This window comes from Streptomyces sp. HUAS YS2 (genome assembly GCF_033343995.1).
In the GTDB taxonomy this organism is placed as follows: Bacteria; Actinomycetota; Actinomycetes; order Streptomycetales; family Streptomycetaceae; genus Streptomyces; species Streptomyces solicathayae.
Window position 1 is genome coordinate 3,941,465 of record NZ_CP137573.1, and the last position, 19,875, is coordinate 3,961,339.

Annotated in this window: 20 protein-coding genes; 8 read left to right on the forward strand and 12 right to left on the reverse strand. The window is 72.8% G+C overall.

Annotated features, from left to right (window positions below; genetic code table 11):
- The first annotated feature begins 19 nt into the window (after positions 1-19).
- On the forward strand, positions 20-559 hold the full coding sequence (locus tag R2D22_RS18050) for a bacterial proteasome activator family protein (protein WP_318104796.1): 540 nt from the start codon (positions 20-22) through the stop codon (positions 557-559).
- A gap of 56 nt (positions 560-615) precedes the next feature.
- Here the strand turns inward: R2D22_RS18050 and R2D22_RS18055 are convergent, their stop codons facing one another.
- The 7 genes from R2D22_RS18055 to pdhA all read right to left on the reverse strand — a co-directional run bounded on the left by R2D22_RS18055 (position 616) and on the right by pdhA (position 8,686).
- Positions 616-1,605 carry an NAD(P)H-quinone oxidoreductase gene (locus tag R2D22_RS18055; RefSeq protein WP_318104798.1) on the reverse strand — a complete coding sequence of 330 codons (990 nt, stop codon included), beginning with the start codon at positions 1,603-1,605 and terminating at the stop codon, positions 616-618.
- 10 nt (positions 1,606-1,615) lie between these two features.
- Positions 1,616-2,692, reverse strand: a complete 1,077-nt coding sequence (locus tag R2D22_RS18060) for a potassium channel family protein (protein WP_318104799.1) — start codon at positions 2,690-2,692, stop codon at positions 1,616-1,618.
- Positions 2,689-4,098 (reverse strand): molybdopterin molybdotransferase MoeA, encoded by a 1,410-nt coding sequence (locus R2D22_RS18065; RefSeq protein WP_318104801.1) that lies wholly within the window; start codon positions 4,096-4,098, stop codon positions 2,689-2,691. The genes R2D22_RS18060 and R2D22_RS18065 overlap by 4 nt, the downstream gene beginning before the upstream one ends.
- On the reverse strand, positions 4,095-4,970 hold the full coding sequence (locus tag R2D22_RS18070; RefSeq protein WP_318104802.1) for an NTP transferase domain-containing protein: 876 nt from the start codon (positions 4,968-4,970) through the stop codon (positions 4,095-4,097). The genes R2D22_RS18065 and R2D22_RS18070 overlap by 4 nt, the downstream gene beginning before the upstream one ends.
- Positions 4,971-5,124: 154 nt before the next feature.
- The gene (locus R2D22_RS18075) at positions 5,125-6,507 is read right to left on the reverse strand and encodes a dihydrolipoamide acetyltransferase family protein (protein ID WP_318104803.1); all 1,383 of its coding nucleotides are present in this window, start codon (positions 6,505-6,507) and stop codon (positions 5,125-5,127) included.
- Positions 6,507-7,538, reverse strand: a complete 1,032-nt coding sequence (locus tag R2D22_RS18080; RefSeq protein ID WP_318104806.1) for an alpha-ketoacid dehydrogenase subunit beta — start codon at positions 7,536-7,538, stop codon at positions 6,507-6,509. The genes R2D22_RS18075 and R2D22_RS18080 overlap by 1 nt, the downstream gene beginning before the upstream one ends.
- Positions 7,538-8,686 (reverse strand): pyruvate dehydrogenase (acetyl-transferring) E1 component subunit alpha, encoded by a 1,149-nt coding sequence (pdhA, locus tag R2D22_RS18085; RefSeq protein WP_411977146.1) that lies wholly within the window; start codon positions 8,684-8,686, stop codon positions 7,538-7,540. The genes R2D22_RS18080 and pdhA overlap by 1 nt, the downstream gene beginning before the upstream one ends.
- Before the next feature lie 186 nt (positions 8,687-8,872).
- Here pdhA and R2D22_RS18090 point away from each other — a divergent pair, with 186 nt between their 5' ends.
- Positions 8,873-9,382, forward strand: coding sequence for an Lrp/AsnC family transcriptional regulator (locus tag R2D22_RS18090; protein ID WP_411977040.1), 510 nt, complete (start codon positions 8,873-8,875; stop codon positions 9,380-9,382).
- Between the two features lie 25 nt (positions 9,383-9,407).
- Here the strand turns inward: R2D22_RS18090 and R2D22_RS18095 are convergent, their stop codons facing one another.
- Both R2D22_RS18095 and R2D22_RS18100 read right to left on the reverse strand, forming a co-directional pair.
- A complete protein-coding gene (locus tag R2D22_RS18095; RefSeq protein ID WP_318109845.1) occupies positions 9,408-10,001 on the reverse strand; it encodes a TetR/AcrR family transcriptional regulator in 594 nt (197 codons plus the stop codon).
- A gap of 2 nt (positions 10,002-10,003) precedes the next feature.
- Positions 10,004-11,509 (reverse strand): 3-hydroxyacyl-CoA dehydrogenase, encoded by a 1,506-nt coding sequence (locus tag R2D22_RS18100; protein WP_318104807.1) that lies wholly within the window; start codon positions 11,507-11,509, stop codon positions 10,004-10,006.
- A 124-nt stretch (positions 11,510-11,633) separates the two neighbouring features.
- Between R2D22_RS18100 and paaN the strand changes: the two genes are divergently transcribed.
- Complete coding sequence (gene paaN, locus R2D22_RS18105) at positions 11,634-13,331, forward strand: phenylacetic acid degradation protein PaaN (RefSeq protein ID WP_318104809.1); 1,698 nt, start codon at positions 11,634-11,636, stop codon at positions 13,329-13,331.
- A 49-nt stretch (positions 13,332-13,380) separates the two neighbouring features.
- Here the strand turns inward: paaN and R2D22_RS18110 are convergent, their stop codons facing one another.
- Genes R2D22_RS18110 through R2D22_RS18120 form a run of 3 tightly spaced genes read right to left on the reverse strand, consistent with a single transcriptional unit; the run spans position 13,381 to position 16,108 of the window.
- The gene (locus R2D22_RS18110; protein WP_318104810.1) at positions 13,381-14,094 is read right to left on the reverse strand and encodes a TrmH family RNA methyltransferase; all 714 of its coding nucleotides are present in this window, start codon (positions 14,092-14,094) and stop codon (positions 13,381-13,383) included.
- Complete coding sequence (locus tag R2D22_RS18115) at positions 14,091-15,362, reverse strand: HTTM domain-containing protein (RefSeq protein WP_318104812.1); 1,272 nt, start codon at positions 15,360-15,362, stop codon at positions 14,091-14,093. Before R2D22_RS18115 ends, R2D22_RS18110 begins: the two co-directional genes overlap by 4 nt.
- A complete protein-coding gene (locus R2D22_RS18120; protein WP_318104815.1) occupies positions 15,359-16,108 on the reverse strand; it encodes a DUF5819 family protein in 750 nt (249 codons plus the stop codon). Before R2D22_RS18120 ends, R2D22_RS18115 begins: the two co-directional genes overlap by 4 nt.
- 136 nt (positions 16,109-16,244) lie before the next feature.
- On the opposite strand from R2D22_RS18120, the gene paaA reads away from it, so the two are divergent.
- The 5 genes from paaA to R2D22_RS18145 are packed head-to-tail and all read left to right on the forward strand — an operon-like array spanning position 16,245 to position 19,865.
- Positions 16,245-17,231, forward strand: coding sequence for a 1,2-phenylacetyl-CoA epoxidase subunit PaaA (gene paaA, locus R2D22_RS18125; protein ID WP_318104816.1), 987 nt, complete (start codon positions 16,245-16,247; stop codon positions 17,229-17,231).
- A complete protein-coding gene (gene paaB / locus R2D22_RS18130; protein WP_318104818.1) occupies positions 17,228-17,515 on the forward strand; it encodes a 1,2-phenylacetyl-CoA epoxidase subunit PaaB in 288 nt (95 codons plus the stop codon). The genes paaA and paaB overlap by 4 nt, the downstream gene beginning before the upstream one ends.
- A gap of 38 nt (positions 17,516-17,553) precedes the next feature.
- A complete protein-coding gene (gene paaC, locus R2D22_RS18135) occupies positions 17,554-18,282 on the forward strand; it encodes a 1,2-phenylacetyl-CoA epoxidase subunit PaaC (RefSeq protein WP_318109847.1) in 729 nt (242 codons plus the stop codon).
- Entirely contained in the window at positions 18,276-18,776 is a 501-nt protein-coding gene (gene paaD, locus R2D22_RS18140) for a 1,2-phenylacetyl-CoA epoxidase subunit PaaD (RefSeq protein WP_318104820.1), read from the forward strand. Before paaC ends, paaD begins: the two co-directional genes overlap by 7 nt.
- Entirely contained in the window at positions 18,777-19,865 is a 1,089-nt protein-coding gene (locus R2D22_RS18145; protein WP_318104822.1) for a 2Fe-2S iron-sulfur cluster-binding protein, read from the forward strand.
- Positions 19,866-19,875 lie beyond the last annotated feature (10 nt).

A 19,875-nucleotide genomic window follows, 5' to 3' on the forward strand; every position in this document is an offset into this window, starting at 1 on the left:
GTGCGAGAGAATGGGCGGCATGGAGATGCCGAGGAGTGAACGGTCGTCGCAGGAGAGCACTCCCATCCTGGTGGTAGGCCAGGACGGGACGGCGATCGGCGGCGCGGACGACGAGTCGCGCGAGGTTCCCGTGACGGACATGGTCGAACAACCGGCAAAGGTCATGCGGATCGGCAGCATGATCAAGCAGCTCCTTGAGGAAGTCCGCGCGGCTCCTCTGGACGAGGCGAGCCGGGTCAGGCTCAAGGACATCCACGCCAGCTCCGTGAAGGAGCTGGAGGACGGGCTCGCTCCCGAGCTCGTCGAGGAACTGGAGCGGCTCTCGCTGCCGTTCACCGACGAGGCCATTCCCTCCGAAGCGGAACTGCGGATCGCGCAGGCGCAGTTGGTGGGCTGGCTGGAGGGTCTGTTCCACGGCATCCAGACGGCGCTGTTCGCCCAGCAGATGGCGGCCCGCGCCCAGTTGGAGCAGATGCGCCGGGCGCTCCCGCCGGGCGCTTCGCACGACGACGACGAGGAGCGCGGCCACGGCGGCGCGCGCTCGGGACCGTACCTGTAGACCATGCATGCGGAAGGCCCGGCACCTTGTGGTGCCGGGCCTTCCGTCTCTTCGTGTCAGTCCCTCTGCGGTGCGAGCAGCAGCACCTTGCCGACGTGGCTGCCGGAGTCGAGCGCCCGGTGGCCCTCGGCGGCGTCCTCCATCGGCACCGTCGTGTGGATCACCGGACGGATCGTGCCCTCGGAGATCAGTGGCCAGACGTGCTCGCGCACCGCCGCGACGATCGCCGCCTTCTCGTGCAGCGGCCGGCTGCGCAGCGTCGTCGCGGTGATCGCGGCCCGCTTGCCCAGCAGCGCGGCCAGGTTCAACTCGCCCTTCACGCCGCCCTGGAGGCCGATGATCGCGAGACGGCCGTTGACCGCGAGCGCGTTCACGTTGCGCTCCAGGTACTTCGCGCCGACGATGTCGAGGATCACGTCCGCGCCCGCGCCGTCGGTGGCCTTGTGCAACTCCTCGACGAAGTCCTGCTCGCGGTAGTCGATCAGGATGTCCGCGCCCAGCTCGGCGCAGCGTGCCAGCTTCTCCGGGCCGCCCGCGGTGACCGCGACCTTCGCGCCGACCGCCTTGGCCAGCTGGATCGCCGTGGTGCCGATCCCGCTCGCGCCGCCGTGCACCAGCAGCGTCTCGCCCGGCCGCAGGTGGGCGATCATGAACACGTTCGACCAGACCGTGCAGATCGCCTCCGGCAGCGCCGCCGCCGTCACCAGGTCCACGCCCTCCGGCACGGGCAGCAACTGCCCGACGGGGACGGCGACCTTCTCCGCGTACCCGCCGCCGACCAGCAGCGCGCAGACCTCGTCGCCGACGGACCAGCCGGACACCCCCGGGCCGAGCGCCGTGATCCGGCCGGAGCACTCCAGGCCCGGGTAGGGGGAGGAGCCGGGCGGCGGGTTGTAGAAGCCCTGCCGCTGCAACAGGTCGGCGCGGTTGACCGCGCTCGCCACCACCTCGACGAGGACCTCGCCCTCGGCCGGCACGGGATCGGGCACCTCGGCCCAGACGAGGGCCTCGGGTCCGCCGGGTTCCGGAATCGTGATCGCATGCATGTCGGCGAGGCTACTCCGGCGTCGGGGTGGTCAACGGGGCGACGGGAGCCGCCCGCACGATGGTGATCAGACGGTCCGTCAACTGCAGCGGGCTGGCCTGCGGATCGTCGTACCCGAGCAGCCGGTGGCCGCGCAGCACGCTCACCACCAGGTCGTCGGTGTCGCGGACGTTCCTGCCCGCCTCGGCCTTGGTGACGGGGCGTTCGACCAGATCGAGGCCCGAGCCCTGCTGGATCAGGTCCTCCATGACCGCGCCCGCGCTGGGGCTGAGCACGGACAGGCCGAGCAGCCGTCCGGCGGCACTGGCGCTGGTGATCACCGCGTCGGCACCGGACTGACGCAGCAGGGGAGCGTTCTCCTCCTCGCGGACCGCCGCCACGATCTTGGCGCCCCGGTTGAGCTGCCGGGCCGTCAGCGCGACGAGCACGGCGGTGTCGTCCCTCTGGGTGGCGATGACGACCTGCCGGGCCTTCTGCAGCTCGGCCCGGAGCAGCACGTCGCTGCGGGTCGCGTCGCCTATCACGCCGACGAACCCGTCCGCGTTCGCCGCCTCGATCACCTTGCTGGAGGGGTCGACGACGACGATCTGCTCCTTGCGCAGCCCGGTCGCGCAGAGCGTCTGGATCGCCGACCGCCCCTTGGTACCGAATCCGACGATGACGGTGTGGTCGCGCAAGGCGCTCCTCCAGCGGTTCAGTCGCCACTCCTCCCGGGTCCGCGTGGTGAGGACCTCGAGAGTGGTGCCGACCAGGATGATCAGGAACAGCACGCGCAGCGGCGTGATCAGCAGGATGTTGGTGAGCCGCGCGCTGTCGCTGTGCGGGACGATGTCGCCGTACCCCGTGGTGGAGAGGGTCACCGTCGAGTAGTAGGCGGCGTCGAGCAGGTCGACCGTGTCGTCGGCGTTGTCGTGGTAGCCGGCCCGGTCGATGTAGACGATGAGCACGGTCAGCACGAGCACCCCGAGGGCCATCAGGAGTCGCTTGCCGACCTGGCGCAGAGGCTTCTCGACGACCCTGCGGGGCAGTTTCACCCGCGCGTTCTCGTCGGCCTTGCGGGCCATGGCGTCCTGTCCGGGAAGTTTCACGTGAAACACGCTCCTTGGGCCGCGGCTGCCGTCACCGACTGCGCCGCGGGCGCCGACCAGGGCAGATCGAGGATGTCCAGGGTGTCGCCGGGCCGTGCGCCGCCCGGCGGCACGACGGCCATCCCGTCCGCGGCGGCGATGCCGCGGAGCATGGCCGGGCCGTTGTAGTGCAGCGGCACGGCGCGGTCGCCCCGGTGGACCACGGGGACGAGCCGGGTGTCGTACGGATGGCCGTGCACCTCGTCGCGTACGGCCGCCCGGTACGGCTCCGCCGCCGGCCGGCCGGCAAGGGCGCGCAGCAGCGGCTCGGCGAGCGTGAGCAGGCCGGAGACGGCCGCGAGCGGATTGCCGGGGAGGCCGACGAGGTGACGGCCCGGGCCGAGCCGGGCCAGCAGCATCGGGTGCCCCGGACGCACCTTCACGCCGTCCACCAGGAGGTCGGCGTCAGCCTTGGCGAGCACGGGGTGGACGTGGTCGACAGGCCCGGCGGCAGTGCCGCCCGTGGTGATCACCAGGTCCGCGGCGGACGCGGTGACGGCGGCGTGGAGGGCGTCGGCGTCGTCGCCGACCCTCCGGGTGGCGAGGACATCGACGCCGAGCGCCTGCAGCCAGGGGCCGAGCATGGGGCCGAGGGCGTCGCGGATCAGACCCTCGTGAGGGAGACCCTCGGTCAACAGCTCGTCGCCGAGGATCAGGACCTCGACCCGGGGACGGGGCAGGACGAGCAGGTCGTCGTACCCGGCGGCGGCGGCGAGGCCGAGGACGACCGGCGTGACCGGCGTGCCGGCGGGCAGCAGCGGCTCGCCGGTGCGGCACTCCTGGGCGCGGGGGCGGATGTCCTGGCCCGGGACGACCGCGCGCTCGGCGTGCAGCCGCCCGCCGGCGTCGGTACGTGCGTGCTCGCTGCGGATCACGGCGGTGGCCCCGGACGGGACCCGGGCGCCGGTGGCGATCCGTACGGCCGTGCCGTCGGCCAGCGTGGCGGACGGGGCATGCCCGGCAAGTACGGCGGCCTCCTCGGCGATCCGCCAGGGACCGGGGCCGGCGACGGCCCAGCCGTCCATGGCGGAGCTGTCGAAGGACGGCAGGTCGGTGAGCGCGGCGAGCGGCTCGGCGAGCACCCGGCCGATCGCGTCCGCGAGCGGGACCCGGCGGGGCTCCGGGCGGAGCGCCGCACCGGCCTTCCGGGCCGTCTCCCGGGCCTCCGGCCAGGGGGTCGCGCGATGCCGCTCGCGGTCCTTGCCGTGGTGTCCGCCGTGGCGCCCTCCGTGGTGTTCGGAGGGGTGCTCGGTGCGGTTCTCGGCGTCGTGCCCGCGTGGGGGCGGGGCCTGGAGGGCGAGGGCGTCCGCGAGACCGTCCGGGTCCTCGGCGGGCGGCCCGCCGGCCGCGGTGTCCTGCGGCGTCATCCGGCGTCGCCCTGCTCCGACTCCGCCGCCCAGCGGTTGGCGAGCGCGGCGGCCTTGCGGGCCGCTTCGGCGACGGCCTCGGGGCCGCCGTCCGCGCCGGCCCGTGCCGCCGCGTATCCGACCAGGAAGGTGGTCAGGGGGGCGGCGGGGCGGGCGACCCCGTGCGCGGCGTCGCGCGCCAGGTCGAGCAGGACGCCGGTGTCGACGTCGAGTTCGATGCCCAGCTCGTCCTTGACTGCGGTGATCCATTCGTCCAGCACGTTCCCATGCTCCCTGATCCGTGCCCGGGCCGCGGCGATGTCCTCCCAGGTGTCGCAGTCGAAGGAGTCCAAGGGGTCCGCGTCGATCCGGGCGGTCCGAAGCCCCTTGGTGAGAAGGCGCACCGGCAGGTGCGCGAGATCGCGACGGTCGTGCAGCATGCGGGACAGCTCGCGCCGCAGGGACGCCGTCCGGTACGCGGCCACGAGCAACTGCTCGCGCCCCTCGGCGTCGACGACGACAGCGGCCTCGCGGTCCGTCCCGTCGGCGGCGTCCCCGACGTCCACGGCCTCGACGAGCCGCCGCACGGTGGCCTCCCCGAGGAACGGCAGGTCCGCGGAGAGGACGAGCACGACTTCGGCCTCGACGTGCCGGAGGCCGGCGTCGATGCCCGGCAGCGGGCCGCCACCGGGCTGCTCCTCCCGCGTCCACCGCACGGGCCGCGAGGTGCTCCGCGGGTCGCCGACGACGACGGTCCGGCCGGCGTGCCTGCACGCCCCCAGGACCCGGTCGAGCAGCGGGCGCCCGCCCACGGTCACCGCGGGCTTGTCCACACCGCCGAGCCGCCGCGCGGCGCCCCCGGCGAGCACGATGGCGTCATACGAGGTCGTCACCCCAGCAGTATGATCCGCCGGCCCGCCTGCCAGGCCTTTTCGTGCGGCACGTCTCACGGACGAAGACGTGGACACCGCCCGCGCACGAGAGCGCCCGGACCGAGGCAGGGGAAGAGCCTCGGTCCGGGCGTCGGGTCCCGTGAGTCGTGTCCGGTCAGAGGGTGCGGAGCAGCACGGCCGGGTTCTCCACACAGTCCGCCACGTAGCGCAGGAAGCCGCCCGCCGTGCCGCCGTCGCAGACCCGGTGGTCGAACGTGAGGGAGAGCTGCACGACCTGACGGACCGCCAACTCGCCCTGGTGGACCCAGGGCTTGGGGATGATCCGGCCCACGCCCAGCATGGCCGCCTCGGGGTGGTTGATGATCGGCGTGGAGCCGTCGACCCCGAACACCCCGTAGTTGTTCAGCGTGAACGTGCCGCCGGTCAGGTCCGCCGGCGTCAGCGTGCCCTGCCGGGCGGATTCCGTCAGCCGCGCGAACTCGGCGGTGAGGGACTCCGCCGTGCGGGTGTGCGCGTCGCGGACCACCGGGACGACGAGCCCGCGGTCGGTCTGCGCGGCGAAGCCGAGGTGCACCGACGGCAGCCGCACGATCTCCCGCGCGGCCGTGTCCACGGTCGAGTTCAGCTCCGGGAACCGCGCGAGCCCGGCCGTGCAGATCCGGGCGAGCAGCGCGAGCACGGAGATCTTCGGGCCGCCCGCCGCGTTCATCGCGGCGCGCGCCGCCATCAACTCCGTCGCGTCCGCGTCGACCCAGCAGGTCGCGTCCGGGATCTCGGTACGGCTGCGGGACAGCTTGTCCGCGACCGCGCCCCGGATCCCGCGCAGCGGGACTCTCCCCCAGCCTTCGGCCGGGGGCGCCCCCATCTCGCTTCGCTCGGCCCCTGCGGGGGCCGTGACGGGCTGGGGAGCAGGAGCGGGGGCCGGCGCCTCCGCGGCCCGTACCGCGTTCTCGACATCGGCCCGCAGGATCAGGCCGTCGGGTCCCGATCCGCGCAGCGTCCGCAGGTCCAGGCCCTTCTCACGGGCGAGCTTGCGCACCAGCGGCGAGATGACCGGAACCGGTCCGTCGACCACGGCCGGGGCGGGCGCGGAGACCGGGGCGGCGGCAGGCGCGGCAACGGCCGCGGTCGCCGGAGCGGTCACCGGACCGTCCCGGCGGACACGGCGTCGCCGGGCCGCGGGGCCCGCCGTGCCGTAGCCGACCAGCACGTTCCCGGAGTACTCCGAGGACTCCGCGTCCTTCGCCTCGGCCTTCTGCGGGGCGGCCGGAGCGACGGCCCCGTCGGCCGGCTCCCCCACGGCGACCGTCAGCAGCGGCGCGCCGACCGGAAGTTCGGTCCCCTCCTCGCCGAAGCGAGCGGTGACCACGCCCCCGTACGGGCACGGCACCTCGACCATCGCCTTGGCCGTCTCGACCTCGACGACCGGCTGGTCGATGGCGACCACGTCGCCGACCGCGACCAGCCAGCGCACGATCTCCGCCTCGGTCAGTCCCTCACCGAGGTCGGGCAGCTTGAACTCGAGCACCTGAGCCATCAGCTCCCCGCCTCCCACTGCAGCCGCGCCACCGCGTCGAGGATCCGGTCGACGCCCGGCAGGTGGTGCCGCTCCAGCATGGGCGGCGGGTACGGGATGTCGAACCCGGCGACGCGCAGCACCGGCGCCTCCAGGTGGTGGAAGCAGCGCTCGGAGACCCGGGCCGCGATCTCACCGCCGGGACCGCCGAAGCCGGTCGACTCGTGGACGACGACCGCCCGGCCGGTGCGCCGCACCGACGCGCAGACCGTCTCGTCGTCGAACGGCACCAGGGAGCGCAGGTCGACGACCTCCAGGTCCCAGCCCTCGGCCTGCGCGGCCTCGGCGGCCTCCAGGCAGACCGGCACCGAGGGGCCGTACGTGATGAGCGTGGCGCTGGTGCCCCGGCGGCGTACGACGGCCTTGCCGATCGGCTCGACCGCCGCCGGCGACTCGGGCGACCAGTCCGCCTTCGACCAGTAGAGCCGCTTGGGCTCCAGGAAGATCACCGGGTCGTCGGAGGCGATCGCCGCCCGCAGCAACCCGTACGCGTCCTCCACCGTCGACGGGGCGACGACATGCAGGCCCGGGGTGGCGATGTAGTACGCCTCGGAGGAGTCGCTGTGGTGCTCGACCCCGCCGATTCCACCGCCGTACGGCACCCGCACCACCAGCGGCATCGGCATGGCGCCGCGCGTGCGGTTGCGCATCCGGGACACATGGCTGATCAGCTGCTCGAACGCCGGGTAGGCGAAGGCGTCGAACTGCATCTCGACGACCGGCCGCAGCCCGTACATCGCCATGCCGACCGCGGTGCCGAGGATGCCGGCCTCCGCGAGCGGCGTGTCCGTGACACGGTCCTCGCCGAACTCCTTCTGCAGCCCGTCGGTGACGCGGAAGACGCCGCCGAGCGTGCCGACGTCCTCGCCGAGCACGTGGACCGTCGGGTCCTCGGCCATCGCGTCCCGCATGGCGCGCTGCAGCGCCTGCGCCATGGTGGCCGGGCGCGGCTTCGCCGCCACCGTCTTCGCCACCGTCGTCGCCCTCGTCATCACGCCTCGCTCTCGGCGTCGAGCTCGGCCCGCAGCTGCGCCGCCTGCTCACGCAGCTGTGCCGTCTGTTCCGCGTACACGTGCGCGAACAGGTCCATCGGGTCGAGCACCGGGTCGGCGTTCATCCGCTCGCGCAGCGCCGCCGCCATCGTCTCCGCGGCCTCGGCCGCCTCCCGTACGCCGTCCTCGCCGAGCACTCCGCGCTCCGTCAGGTCCCGCTCCAGAATCCGGATGGGATCGTGCTCGCGCCACGCCTCGACCTCGCTCTCCCCGCGGTAGCGGGTGGCGTCGTCGGCGTTGGTGTGGGCATCGATCCGGTAGGTGATCGCCTCGACGAGGGTCGGGCCGCCGCCGCGCCGGGCACGGGCCACCGCCTCGGTGAGGACCTGGTGCACGGCCACCGCGTCGTTGCCGTCGACCAGCCGGCCCGGCATCCCGTAGCCGACGGCCTTGTGGGCCAGGGACGGGGCGGCGGTCTGCTTGGCGAGCGGCACGGAGATGGCGAAGCCGTTGTTCTGCACCAGGAAGACCACGGGGGCCTGCCACACGGCCGCGAAGTTCAGCGCCTCGTGGAAGTCGCCCTCGCTGGTGCCGCCGTCGCCGACCATGGCCAGCGCGACCACGTCGTCACCCTTGAGCCGGGCGGCGTGCGCCAGACCCACGGCGTGCGGCAGCTGGGTGGCCAGCGGGGTGCTCAGCGGGGCTATGCGGTGCTCGTGCGGGTCGTACCCGGTGTGCCAGTCGCCGCGCAGCAGCGTCAGGGCCTGCACGGGGTCGAGCCCGCGGGCCACGGCGGCGAGGGTGTCCCGGTACGACGGGAAGAGCCAGTCGCGCTCCTCCAGGGCCATCGCGGCGGCGACCTCGCACGCCTCCTGGCCGGTGGTGGAGGGGTAGACGGCGAGCCGGCCCTGCTTGGTCAGGGCGGTGGCCTGTGCGTTGTACCGCCGGCCGCGCACCAGCTCGGCGTACAGCCGGAGCAGCAGCTCGGGGTCGGCGTCGGCCATGGCGTCCGTGCCGATCACCCGGAAGGGCGTGGCGTCGGGGAGCAGCGGCGCCGGGTCGACGCGCGGCTGCCACGCCGGCGGCGGGGCGGGCCGGTTGGCGACGGCGGCGGGCGGCGCTTGGACTGTCGAACTGCGCTGTTGCAACGAGTCCACCTCCTCGTGGGAGCGGGCATAAGACCCGAAGGCGGGTGGCGCGGGTGTGGCGCGCCTCACCTACCGATTGTTCGGTCGTGGACGCATTTTGGCTACAGGCACCCTCAGCCTGTGGACAATCGGTTCTCCACGGCTTGGGATGGAAGCAGGTCGTCCATGGGAGAGAGGCGGGGGGACATGGCGGATGAACAAATGGCCGAGGGCGGGGAGCACGCGCTCGCGCCGCGCCCGCTCGACGCCATCGACAAGGCCATTCTGCGCATCCTGCAGACGGACGGGCGCGCCTCGATACGCTCCGTGGCCGAACGGGTCCACGTCTCGCGGGCCAACGCCTACGCTCGGATCAACCGGCTGATCGACGACGGCGTGATCCGCGGTTTCAGCGCACGCCTGAACCACGAACGGGCCGGGCACGGCGCGTCCGCGTACATCACTCTCAAGATCGTCCAGAACTCCTGGCGCACGGTTCGCGAACAGCTCCAGGCCCTGCCGGGAGCCGCGCACATCGCCCTGGTCAGCGGCGATTTCGACGTGCTGCTGCTGGTGCACACGCCGGACAACAGGACGCTGCGCGAGCTCGTCCTGACGAAGATCCAGTCGATCCCCGAGGTGCTGTCCACCCGCACCCTGCTGGTCTTCGAGGAGACGGATCTGGATCCGGACCGGGCCGCCCCCGACCGGCCCTGAGGGCGGCCGGGGGCGGAAACACGGCTCAGCGCGCGGTGCGCAGCCCGTCGAACGCGAGGTGCACGACGGTGTCCGCCAGCTGCTCGCGGTCCGTGTCGGCGCCCGGATGCGGGCGGTACCACTCCACCAGCGAGTTCACCATGCCGAACAGCAGACGGGTCGCGAGCCGGATGTCCACGTCCGCCCGCAGGTCCCCGTCGGCGACGGCCGCCTTCAGCAGCTCCGCCACCCGGTGGTCGAACTCGCGGCGCCGCTCCAGCGCCCACCGCTCGGTCTTGGTGTTGCCGCGCACCCGCAGCAGCAGCGTCACGTACGGCAGCTCCGCCGTCAGCACCTCGACCGTCCGCCGCGTCACGTACTCGACCCGCTCGACGGCCCGGCCGCGCTGCGCCCCGGGCTCCTCCAGGATCCCGAAGAGCCCGTCGAGCGCCCGGCTCACCGCGCGCCGCAGCAGCTCCTCCTTGCCGGCCACATGGTGGTAGATCGAGGACTTGGAGATGCCGGCCGCCTTGGACAGGTGCTCCATGGACGTGCCGTCGTAACCGCGCTCGTTGAAGACCCGCACCGCGACCGAGAGCAGCGTCTCCGGGGTGTACGTGTCACGCTTCGCCGTCGTCACGGTCACTCGCCCCCCTCGGCGTACGCCTTGCGGTACAGCGCCAGAGAGGGCGCGTAGCGGCTGCCGGGGGTCCGCTTGTCCAGCTCCTCGAGCAGCTCGTGCGCCCAGCCGGCGCCGAGGCGGCGGCCCCATTCGACGGGCCCGAGCGGGTAGTTGACGCCCAGCCGCATGGCGGTGTCGACGTCCTCGGCGGAGGCGACCCCCTTGGCGACGGCGTCGGTGGCGAGGTCGATCAGCATCGCCACGGTCCGCGCGACGATCATGCCGGGGACGTCGGCTATGACGCTGACCTTCTTGCCGAGCGCCTGGAACAGGCCTATCGCCTCGCGCAGCGTCTCCCCCGAGGTGTCCTCCGAGGCCGACAGCGCGATCCGGGTGGCCTTGCGGTAGTCGAGCGCCAGGTCGTAGAAGACGACGTCGCGGAACTCGATCGAGGTCTGGCCGTCCGCGAGCGCCAGCTGCCCGCCGCTCGGCAGCACGATGCGGGTGCCGCGGTCCTCCTCGACCTCGTGGACCGTGATCCCGGCCTCGCGGACCATCGCGAGCAGCTCCTGCGCCGGACCCAGATCACCACCCTCGACGGTGATCTCGGCCGGCGGCTCGGTCGGCGGCGCGGTGTGCGGCTCGGGGGCGGTCGCGCCGTCCTCGTACGCGTACCAGCCCCGGCCCGACTTGCGGCCCAGGCGGCCGGACTCGACCAGCCGGCGCTGGGCGAGCGAAGGAGTGAACTTCGGGTCCTGGTAGAAGGACTCCCAGACGGACCGGGTGACCGCCTCGTTCACGTCCTGGCCGATCAGGTCGGTCAGCTCGAACGGGCCCATCCGGAAGCCGCCGCACTCGCGCAGCACGGCGTCGATGGTGGCCGGGTCCGCACCGCGCTCCTCGTACACCCTCAGCGCCTCGGCGTAGAAGGGGCGAGCGATCCGGTTGACGATGAAGCCGGGGGTGTCGGCGCAGCGCACCGGGGTCTTCCCCCAGGCCTTCGCCGTCTCGTAGGCGGCGGTGGCCACCGTGTCGGCGGTGGCGTGCCCGCTGACCACCTCGACCAGCGGCAGCAGCGGCGCCGGGTTGAAGAAGTGCAGGCCGACGAATCGCTCCGGCACCCGCAGCGCTCCGGCGACGGCCGTGACGGAGAGCGAGGAGGTGTTCGTCGCGAGCAGGCAGGTGTCGTCGACGACCTTCTCCAGCTCCGTGAAGAGCTCCTGCTTGACGTCCAGGCGCTCGACGACTGCCTCGACGACGAGCGCGCTGTCGGCGAGCTCGTCGAGCCGCTCGGCCGGGTGCAGGCGGGCGACGGCGGCGGCGCGCGCGTCCGCGTCCAGCTTGCCCTTCTCGACCAGACGGTCCAGACGGGCGGCGATCGCCGCGGCGGCTGCCTCGGCCCGACCGGGAACGGTGTCGTGGAGCCGGACCGGGTGGCCCGCGACCAGCGCGACCTGGGCGATTCCCTGGCCCATGGTGCCGGTGCCGACGACGGAGACGGTTCGGCTGTGCTCGATGGCGGTCATGCCGGTGATCCTCCCCTACTCGGTTATCCACAGGTTCTGCGGACCCCCTTGTACCGACCGATCGTTCGGTTACTCTAGCTCTGTCCGCCCCTTCCTGCCCAGCTCACCGAGGAGTTGGTCCTTGATGGCCGCCGCTCAGCTGACCACCGACACCCTGGCCGAGAGGCACCGGCCGACGCTCGACCAGGCACTCGACACCATCCGCACCCGCGCCTACTGGTCCCCGCACCCCGAGCACCCCAAGGCGTACGGGGAGCACGGCTCGCTGGGCGCCGCCGAGGGCCTCGCCGCGTACCAGGGACTGCTGGACGGCCGCTTCGAGCTCGACCAGCCCGGCACCGACGGCTGGACCGGCGGCGAGATCTCGCCGTACGGCCCGGTGCTCGGCGTCGAGTACCCGCACGCCGACATCGACGTGCTGCTGCCCGCGATGCGCGCCGGGACGGCCGCCTGGCGCGAGGCCGGCGCCGAGACCCGCGCGCTGGTCTGCCTGGAGATCCTCGCCCGGATCTCCGCCCGCACCCACGAGTTCGCCCACGCCGTCATGCACACCAGCGGCCAGGCGTTCATGATGGCGTTCCAGGCCGGCGGCCCGCACGCCCAGGACCGCGGCCTGGAGGCCGTCGCGTACGCGTACGCCGAGCAGACCCGCACCCCGGCCGGCGAGGCCGCGTGGTCCAAGCCGCAGGGCAAGCGGGACCCGCTGGAGCTGACCAAGTCCTTCACCCCGGTCGCCCGCGGCATCGCGCTGATGATCGGCTGCAACACCTTCCCGACCTGGAACGGCTACCCGGGCCTGTTCGCCTCCCTCGCCACCGGCAACCCGGTCCTGGTCAAGCCGCACCCGCGGGCCGTCCTCCCGCTGGCGCTCACCGTGCGGGTCGCCCGCGAGGTGCTCGCCGAGGCCGGGTTCGACCCGAACCTGGTCGCGCTGGCCGTCGAGCGGCCCGGCGAGGGCATCGCGAAGACCCTCGCGGTCCGCCCCGAGATCAAGATCATCGACTACACCGGCTCCACCGCCTTCGGTGACTGGCTGGAGGAGAACGCCCGGCAGGCCCAGGTCTACACGGAGAAGGCCGGCGTCAACACGGTCGTCGTCGACTCCACCGACAACTACAAGGGCATGCTCTCCAACCTGGCCTTCTCGCTCTCCCTCTACAGCGGCCAGATGTGCACCACCCCGCAGAACCTGCTGATCCCGCGCGACGGCATCGCCACCGACGCGGGCCCCAAGTCGTACGACGAGGTCGTCACCGATCTCGCGGCGGCCGTCGGCGGTCTGCTCGGTGACGACGCCCGGGCCAACGCGCTGCTCGGCGCCCTGGTCAACCCGGATGTGAAGGCCCGCCTGGAGGCGGCCGCCGGGCTCGGCGAGGTCGCCCTGGAGTCGCGCGAGGTCGCGAACCCGGACTTCCCCGGCGCGGTCGTCCGCACCCCGGTCATCGTGAAGCTGGACGGCTCCAAGCCCGAGGCGCAGGCCGCGTACTTCTCCGAGTGCTTCGGCCCGGTCTCCTTCGCCGTCCGGGTCGACTCCACGGACGACGCGGTGGAGCTGCTGCGCCGCACCGTGCGGGAGAAGGGCGCGATGACCGTCGGCGCGTACACGACGTCCCCGGACGTCGAGCGGGCCGTCGAGGAGGTCTGCCTGGAGGAGTCGGCGCAGCTCTCGCTGAACCTGACCGGCGGCGTCTACGTCAACCAGACGGCGGCGTTCTCCGACTTCCACGGCTCCGGCGGCAACCCGGCGGCCAACGCGGCGCTGTGCGACGGCGCGTTCGTCGCCAACCGCTTCCGCGTCGTCGAGGTCCGCCGCCAGGCCTGACGCAGGACCCGACGCACGGCCCGGCATCCGGGCGACGTACGGGCGGCCCCTAGGCCCGGGGGCCGTCCGTGGTCCCGGCGATCTCGGCGTATCGCTGGACCCACGCGTGCATCGCTATCGCAGCCGCCGCGCCCGCGTTGATCGACCGCGTGGAGCCGAACTGGGCGATCGAGCACACCATCGCCGCGTGCTTCCGGGCCTCCTCGGTGAGGCCCGGCCCCTCCTGGCCGAACAGCAGCACACAACGGCGCGGCAGCACGGTCCGCTCCAGCGGCACCGCGCCCGGCAGGTTGTCGATCCCGATCACCGGCAGGTCCTCGGCCGCCGCCCAGGCGGTCAGCGACTCCGTGTCGGGGTGATGGCGCACATGCTGGTACCGGTCGGTGACCATCGCCCCGCGCCGGTTCCAGCGCCGCCGCCCCACGATGTGGACCTCCTTGGCCAGGAACGCGTTCGCGGTCCGCACCACCGATCCGATGTTGAAGTCGTGGCCCCAGTTCTCCACCGCCACGTGGAAGTCGTGCCGCCGGGTGTCCAGGTCGGCGACGATCGCCTCCCGCGTCCAGTAGCGGTACTCGTCGACGACGTTGCGCCGGTCGCCGCCGGCCAGCAGCTCCGGGTCGTACCGCTCGCCCCGCGGCCACGGCTCGGGGTGCGGCCCCACGCCGACCTCGGGGGCGTACCCCTCGTCGTACTGGATCGGCTCGTCGGGCCGGCTCGGCTCTTCGGGCCCGTTCGGCGCTTCGGCGGTGCTGGTGCTCACCCGACGAGGGTACGGGGGGCGCCCTCGGTCTCGGCGGGCCGCTGCCCGGGCACCGCGCCGCGGCCCAGCCGCGCAAGGGCCCGGTCCCGGCCGCCCGCCGCCCGCGCGCCCAGCCACACCAGGAACACGGTCGGCAGGAACACCGCGTCCGCCGCGATCATCGCGAGCGAGAAGAACGGCAGTCCGAGCAGCACCGCGATCCCCGCGTGCTCCAGCATCATGGCGGCCAGAAGCACGTTCTTGACCTTGCGGTTGAAGAGCGTGAAGGGGAACGCGACCTGTACCAGGACGGTGCCGTAGGTCAGCAGCATCACCATCACGCCGCCCGAGGCCAGCAGGTCGGACAGCGCGGGCCACGGAGTGAAGTAGTCCAGCTTGAGCGGGTAGTACAGGGCGGTGCCGTCCTGCCAGCGCGAGCCCTGGATCTTGTACCAGCCGGCCGTGGCGTAGATCAGACACACCTCGACCATGATCACGAGCAGCGTCGCGTTGTGCACGAGGTTCGCCAGCACGTCGAGCAGCGTGCGCGGCTCGCCCGGGCCGTACCGGCACACCATCCACCACAGCGCCTGGGCCGACCAGAGCAGCCACAGCAGCCCCAGCAGCCAGCCCTCGCCGGTGCGGCCGGAGTAGTACGTGGCGGCGAGCAGGAACCCGCCGAGCACCGTCCACAGCAGCGGCCCGACGACGTCCCCGCGCGGCAGGTCTCCGCGCCGCAGCGCGTCCTCGGCGCGGGCGGCCCGCCGGGCGTCCAGGGACCAGACCTGCGAGCAGCGGGTCAGGACCAGGTAGATCGCCATGATGTGCACGACGTTGTCGCCACCGTCACCCATGAAGACGGAGCGATTCTGCAGCGACAGCACACCGGCCATGAAGACCACGGACGTGGCGCGGGTACGCCAGCCGAGCAGCAGCAGGGCGCTGGAGAGCACGGCGAGGCCGTAGACGATCTCGAACCAGAGGCCGCTGTCGGACCACATCAGGGCCGTGAACGATCCGTTGTCGGCGATGAGCCGCCGGCCCATGTCCCAGGCCCAGGGGCCGTCCGGACCGTACAGCTCGTGGCGATGGGGCAGCTCGCGCAGCAGGAAGAGCAGCCAGGTCAGCGAGAAGCCGATGCGGACGACCGCGGTCTGGTACGGGCCGAGGGCGGTGCTCGTGACGCGCTGGACGGCGCGCGCGAGGCGCCGGTCGAGCGGCTGAGCGGGCTTGGCAGGCTGGGCCGGCTCGACGGACCGGACGTTCTCGACGGGCTGGTCGCCGGTCACCGCGCTGCCTCCGTACGGTCGTCGCGCGCGCCCCGGGGCAGGTCGGCGGCGGTCACCGTCCACCACGGCAGGGTGCGGTGCACGATGTCCTTGGAGTTCTTCTCAGCACTCCACGGCGGGGCCGCGACCCAGCGGGTCTCGGAGCGGACCTGGATCCGCTCGACCCGGCCGCCGACCCGGTCCTCGCCGAGGCGGAGCATCACCATGCGACGGACGTAGCGCTCGGAGAGCTCACCGCGCATGCCGTTCGGCTCGTTGTCGGCGTTGTGCGAGTTCACAAAGAAGTCCCAGCCCCGGCGGAGCTCGTTCTGGAACGCGTGGCTGGGCAGCGGGTTGCCTCGGATCTGCTCGGCGTCCTGCGCGGAGAGGTCGATCCAGTCGGTGGTCCGCCGGTCGCCGTCCCGCGAGACGACGACGGCGCGGACCTGGACGGCGATGTTCTGCTGCAGCGGATTGGGAGCGAAGAGCTTCCAGTTCTGCTCGAACTCGGGGTAGATCCATTCGTCCACCGCCGCGCCGTTCTGCTTCGTCAGCGTGTTGGACGGCGCGACGTGCAGGAAGACCATGGCCAGATGGACGCAGGCCAGGACCGCGATCACGGCCAGGGCCACGGCGGCCACGACCTGGCCGGGCAGGGACAGGCCGGCTATGCCACCGGGCGCGGACGGTTCCGCCGGGCCCTCACCGGGCGCGGGAGGCGGCCCGGCGCGCCCGGCGCGCACGCCCTCCTCGTCGTACGAGTCCATCCCGCCCCGATCCCGTTCGGCAGCACGATTCGGCTGCCCGTTCGGCCCCGTCAGTTATCCACAGGGTTGACACCTTACGGGCCGCCGACCCACCATTGAAGTCATTCAACCGAACGATCGGTCGGTAGGGGGTCCGATGACCGCAGGGACGTCAGCGACAGCAGTGACAGTGGACGACGCCGCCCACGAGGCGGTGTTCGACGCCGCGGTCGCGGCAGACGAGCGCATCGAGCCGCGGGACTGGATGCCGGACGCCTACCGCGCCTCGCTGGTCCGCCAGATCGCGCAGCACGCCCACTCCGAGATCATCGGCATGCAGCCCGAGGCCAACTGGATCACCCGCGCCCCCTCGCTGCGGCGCAAGGCGATCCTCATGGCCAAGGTGCAGGACGAGGCGGGCCACGGCCTGTACCTCTACAGCGCCGCCGAGACCCTCGGAACCAGCCGGGACGAACTGCTCGACAAGCTCCACTCCGGCCGCCAGAAGTACTCCTCGATCTTCAACTACCCCACGCTGACCTGGGCCGACGTCGGCGCCATCGGCTGGCTCGTGGACGGCGCCGCGATCACCAACCAGGTCCCGCTGTGCCGCTGCTCGTACGGTCCGTACGCACGCGCCATGGTCCGGGTCTGCAAGGAGGAGTCCTTCCACCAGCGCCAGGGCTACGAGGCACTGCTCGCCCTGTCGAAGGGCACCGACGAGCAGCACGCCATGGCGCAGGACGCGGTGGACCGCTGGTGGTGGCCCTCGCTCATGATGTTCGGCCCGCCGGACGACGAGTCGGCCCACTCCGCCCAGTCGATGGCCTGGAAGATCAAGCGCCACTCGAACGACGAGCTGCGCCAGCGCTTCGTCGACATCGCCGTCCCGCAGGCCGAGGCCCTCGGCCTGAGCCTCCCCGACCCGGACCTCCGGTGGAACGAGGAGCGCGGGCACTACGACTTCGGGGCGATCGACTGGACGGAGTTCTGGGAGGTCCTGAAGGGCAACGGCCCCTGCAACGAGCAGCGGCTGAGCAAGCGGCGCCAGGCCCACGAGGACGGCGCCTGGGTCAGGGAAGCAGCGGCGGCGTACGCCGGGAAGCACGAGAAGCACGGGAACCACGGGGAGGCGCAGGGATGAGCACCGACGGATGGCCGCTGTGGGAGGTGTTCGTGCGCTCGCGCCGCGGACTGTCCCACACCCACGCGGGCAGCCTGCACGCGCCGGACGCCGAGATGGCCCTGCGCAACGCCCGCGACCTGTACACCCGGCGCAACGAGGGCGTCTCGATCTGGGTGGTCCCGTCCGCCTCGATCACCGCGTCCTCGCCCGACGAGAAGGACCCGTTCTTCGAGCCGTCGGCCGACAAGCCCTACCGCCACCCGACCTTCTACGAGATCCCTGAGGGGGTGAAGCACCTGTGACCGCCCACACCGACACCGCCGGCACCACCGAAACCGCCGTGTCCGCCGCACCCGCCGCCGTGCCCGTCGCGGCCGTGCTCGCCCTCGGCGACGACGCCCTCGTGCTCTCCCACCGGCTGGGGGAGTGGGCGGGCAGCGCCCCGGTCCTGGAGGAGGAGGTCGCCCTCGCGAACATCGCGCTCGACCTGCTCGGCCAGGCCCGCGTCCTGCTCTCCATGGCCGGCGACGAGGACGAACTGGCGTACCTCCGCGAGGAGCGTGCCTTCCGCAACGCACAGCTGGTCGAGCAGCCCAACGGCGACTTCGCGCACACCATCGCCCGCCAGCTGTACTTCTCCACCTACCAGCGCCTGCTGTACGCACAGCTGGCCGCCTCCGACAGCCCGCTGGCCGGCCTCGCCGCCAAGGCCGTCAAGGAGGTCGCGTACCACCAGGACCACGCCGAGCACTGGACGCTCCGGCTCGGCGACGGCACCACCGAGAGCCACGAGCGGATGCAGCGCGCCTGCGACGCGCTGTGGAAGTACACCGGCGAGCTGTTCCAGCCGGTCGACGGCCTGGACCTGGACCGGGAGGCGATGGAGGCCGCCTGGCTGGACTCCGTCACCGCCGTGCTGCGCCGCGCGACGCTGACCGTTCCCGAAGGCCCCCGCACCGGCGCGTGGAGCGCGGGCGCGGGCCGCCAGGGCCTGCACACCGAACCGTTCGGCCGGATGCTCGCCGAGATGCAGCACCTGCATCGCAGCCACCCGGGGGCGTCGTGGTGACCATGACGGCCCTCGAGGAGGAACTGAGCCGGATCGCCGGCGCCGTTCCCGACCCCGAGCTGCCGGTACTGACCCTGGAGGAGCTCGGCGTCCTGCGCGGCGTGCACTACCTCGCGCCCGGCAAGGTCGAGGTCGAGCTCACCCCCACGTACACCGGCTGCCCGGCGATCGAGGCGATGTCCTCGGACATCGAGCAGGCCCTGCACGCGCACGGCGTCCCCGAGGTCTCCGTGGTGACCGTCCTCTCCCCCGCCTGGTCGACGGACGACATCAGCGAGGAGGGCAGGCGCAAGCTCGCCGAATTCGGCATAGCCCCGCCGCGCCCGCAGACGGCGACGGCCGGCGGACCCGTTCCGCTGACGCTCGCGATCCGCTGCCCGAACTGCGGCTCGACCGACACCGAGCTGCTCAGCCGGTTCTCCTCCACCGCGTGCAAGGCACTGCGCCGCTGCGCGGCCTGCCGCGAACCGTTCGACCACTTCAAGGAGCTGTAGATGCTGACCTCAGGTGCCGGCCGGGCCGGATTCCGTCCGCTCCGGGTGAGCGCGGTCGAGCAGCTCACGGACGACGCGGTGGCCGTCACCTTCGCCGTCCCGCCCGAGCTGCACGACACCTACCGGCACACCCCCGGCCAGCACCTCGCCCTGCGCCGCACCGCGCAGAACGGCGAGGAGATCCGGCGCACGTACTCCATCTGCGCCCCGGCCGTACCGGCCGGCGAGGCCCCGGTGCTGCGGGTGGGCATCCGGCTCGTGGACGGCGGCGAGTTCTCCACGTACGCGCTGAAGGAACTGACCGTGGGCGACACGGTCGAGGTCATGGAGCCGATGGGCCGCTTCGTCCTCGAACCGCGGCCCGGACACTTCGCGGCCGTCGTCGGCGGCAGCGGCATCACCCCCGTGCTCTCCATGGCGGCCACCCTGCTCGCCCGGGAGCCCGAGGCCCGGTTCTGCCTGATACGCAGCGACCGCACCGCCGCCTCCACGATGTTCCTGGACGAGGTCGCGGACCTGAAGGACCGCTTCCCCGACCGGTTCCAGCTGGTCACCGCGCTGTCCCGGGAGGAGCAGCAGGCCGGCCTGCCGTCCGGTCGACTCGACGAGGAGCGGCTCGCGACCCTGCTGCCCGCGCTGCTGCCGGTCGGCGAGATCGACGGCTGGTTCCTGTGCGGCCCGTTCGGCCTGGTCCAGGGCGCGGAGCGGGCGCTGCGCGGACTCGGCGTCCAGCGCGGCCGGATCCACCAGGAAATCTTCCACGTCGACGACGGCTCGGCGCCCGCACCCACCCCGGCGGCCGGCACCCCCGTGCACGCGACGCTGACCGCCACGCTGCACGGCCGGTCCGGCAACTGGCCGGTCCAGGAGGGCGAGACGCTCCTGGAGACGGTGCTGCGGGCCCGCGCCGACGCCCCGTACGCCTGCAAGGGCGGGGTGTGCGGCACGTGCCGGGCGTTCCTGGTGCAGGGCGAGGTACGGATGGACCGCAACTTCGCGCTGGAGCCCGAGGAGACCGACGCCGGTTATGTACTGGCCTGCCAGTCCCATCCGGCCACGGCCGAAGTGGAGTTGGACTTCGACCGCTGACGCGCGGCCA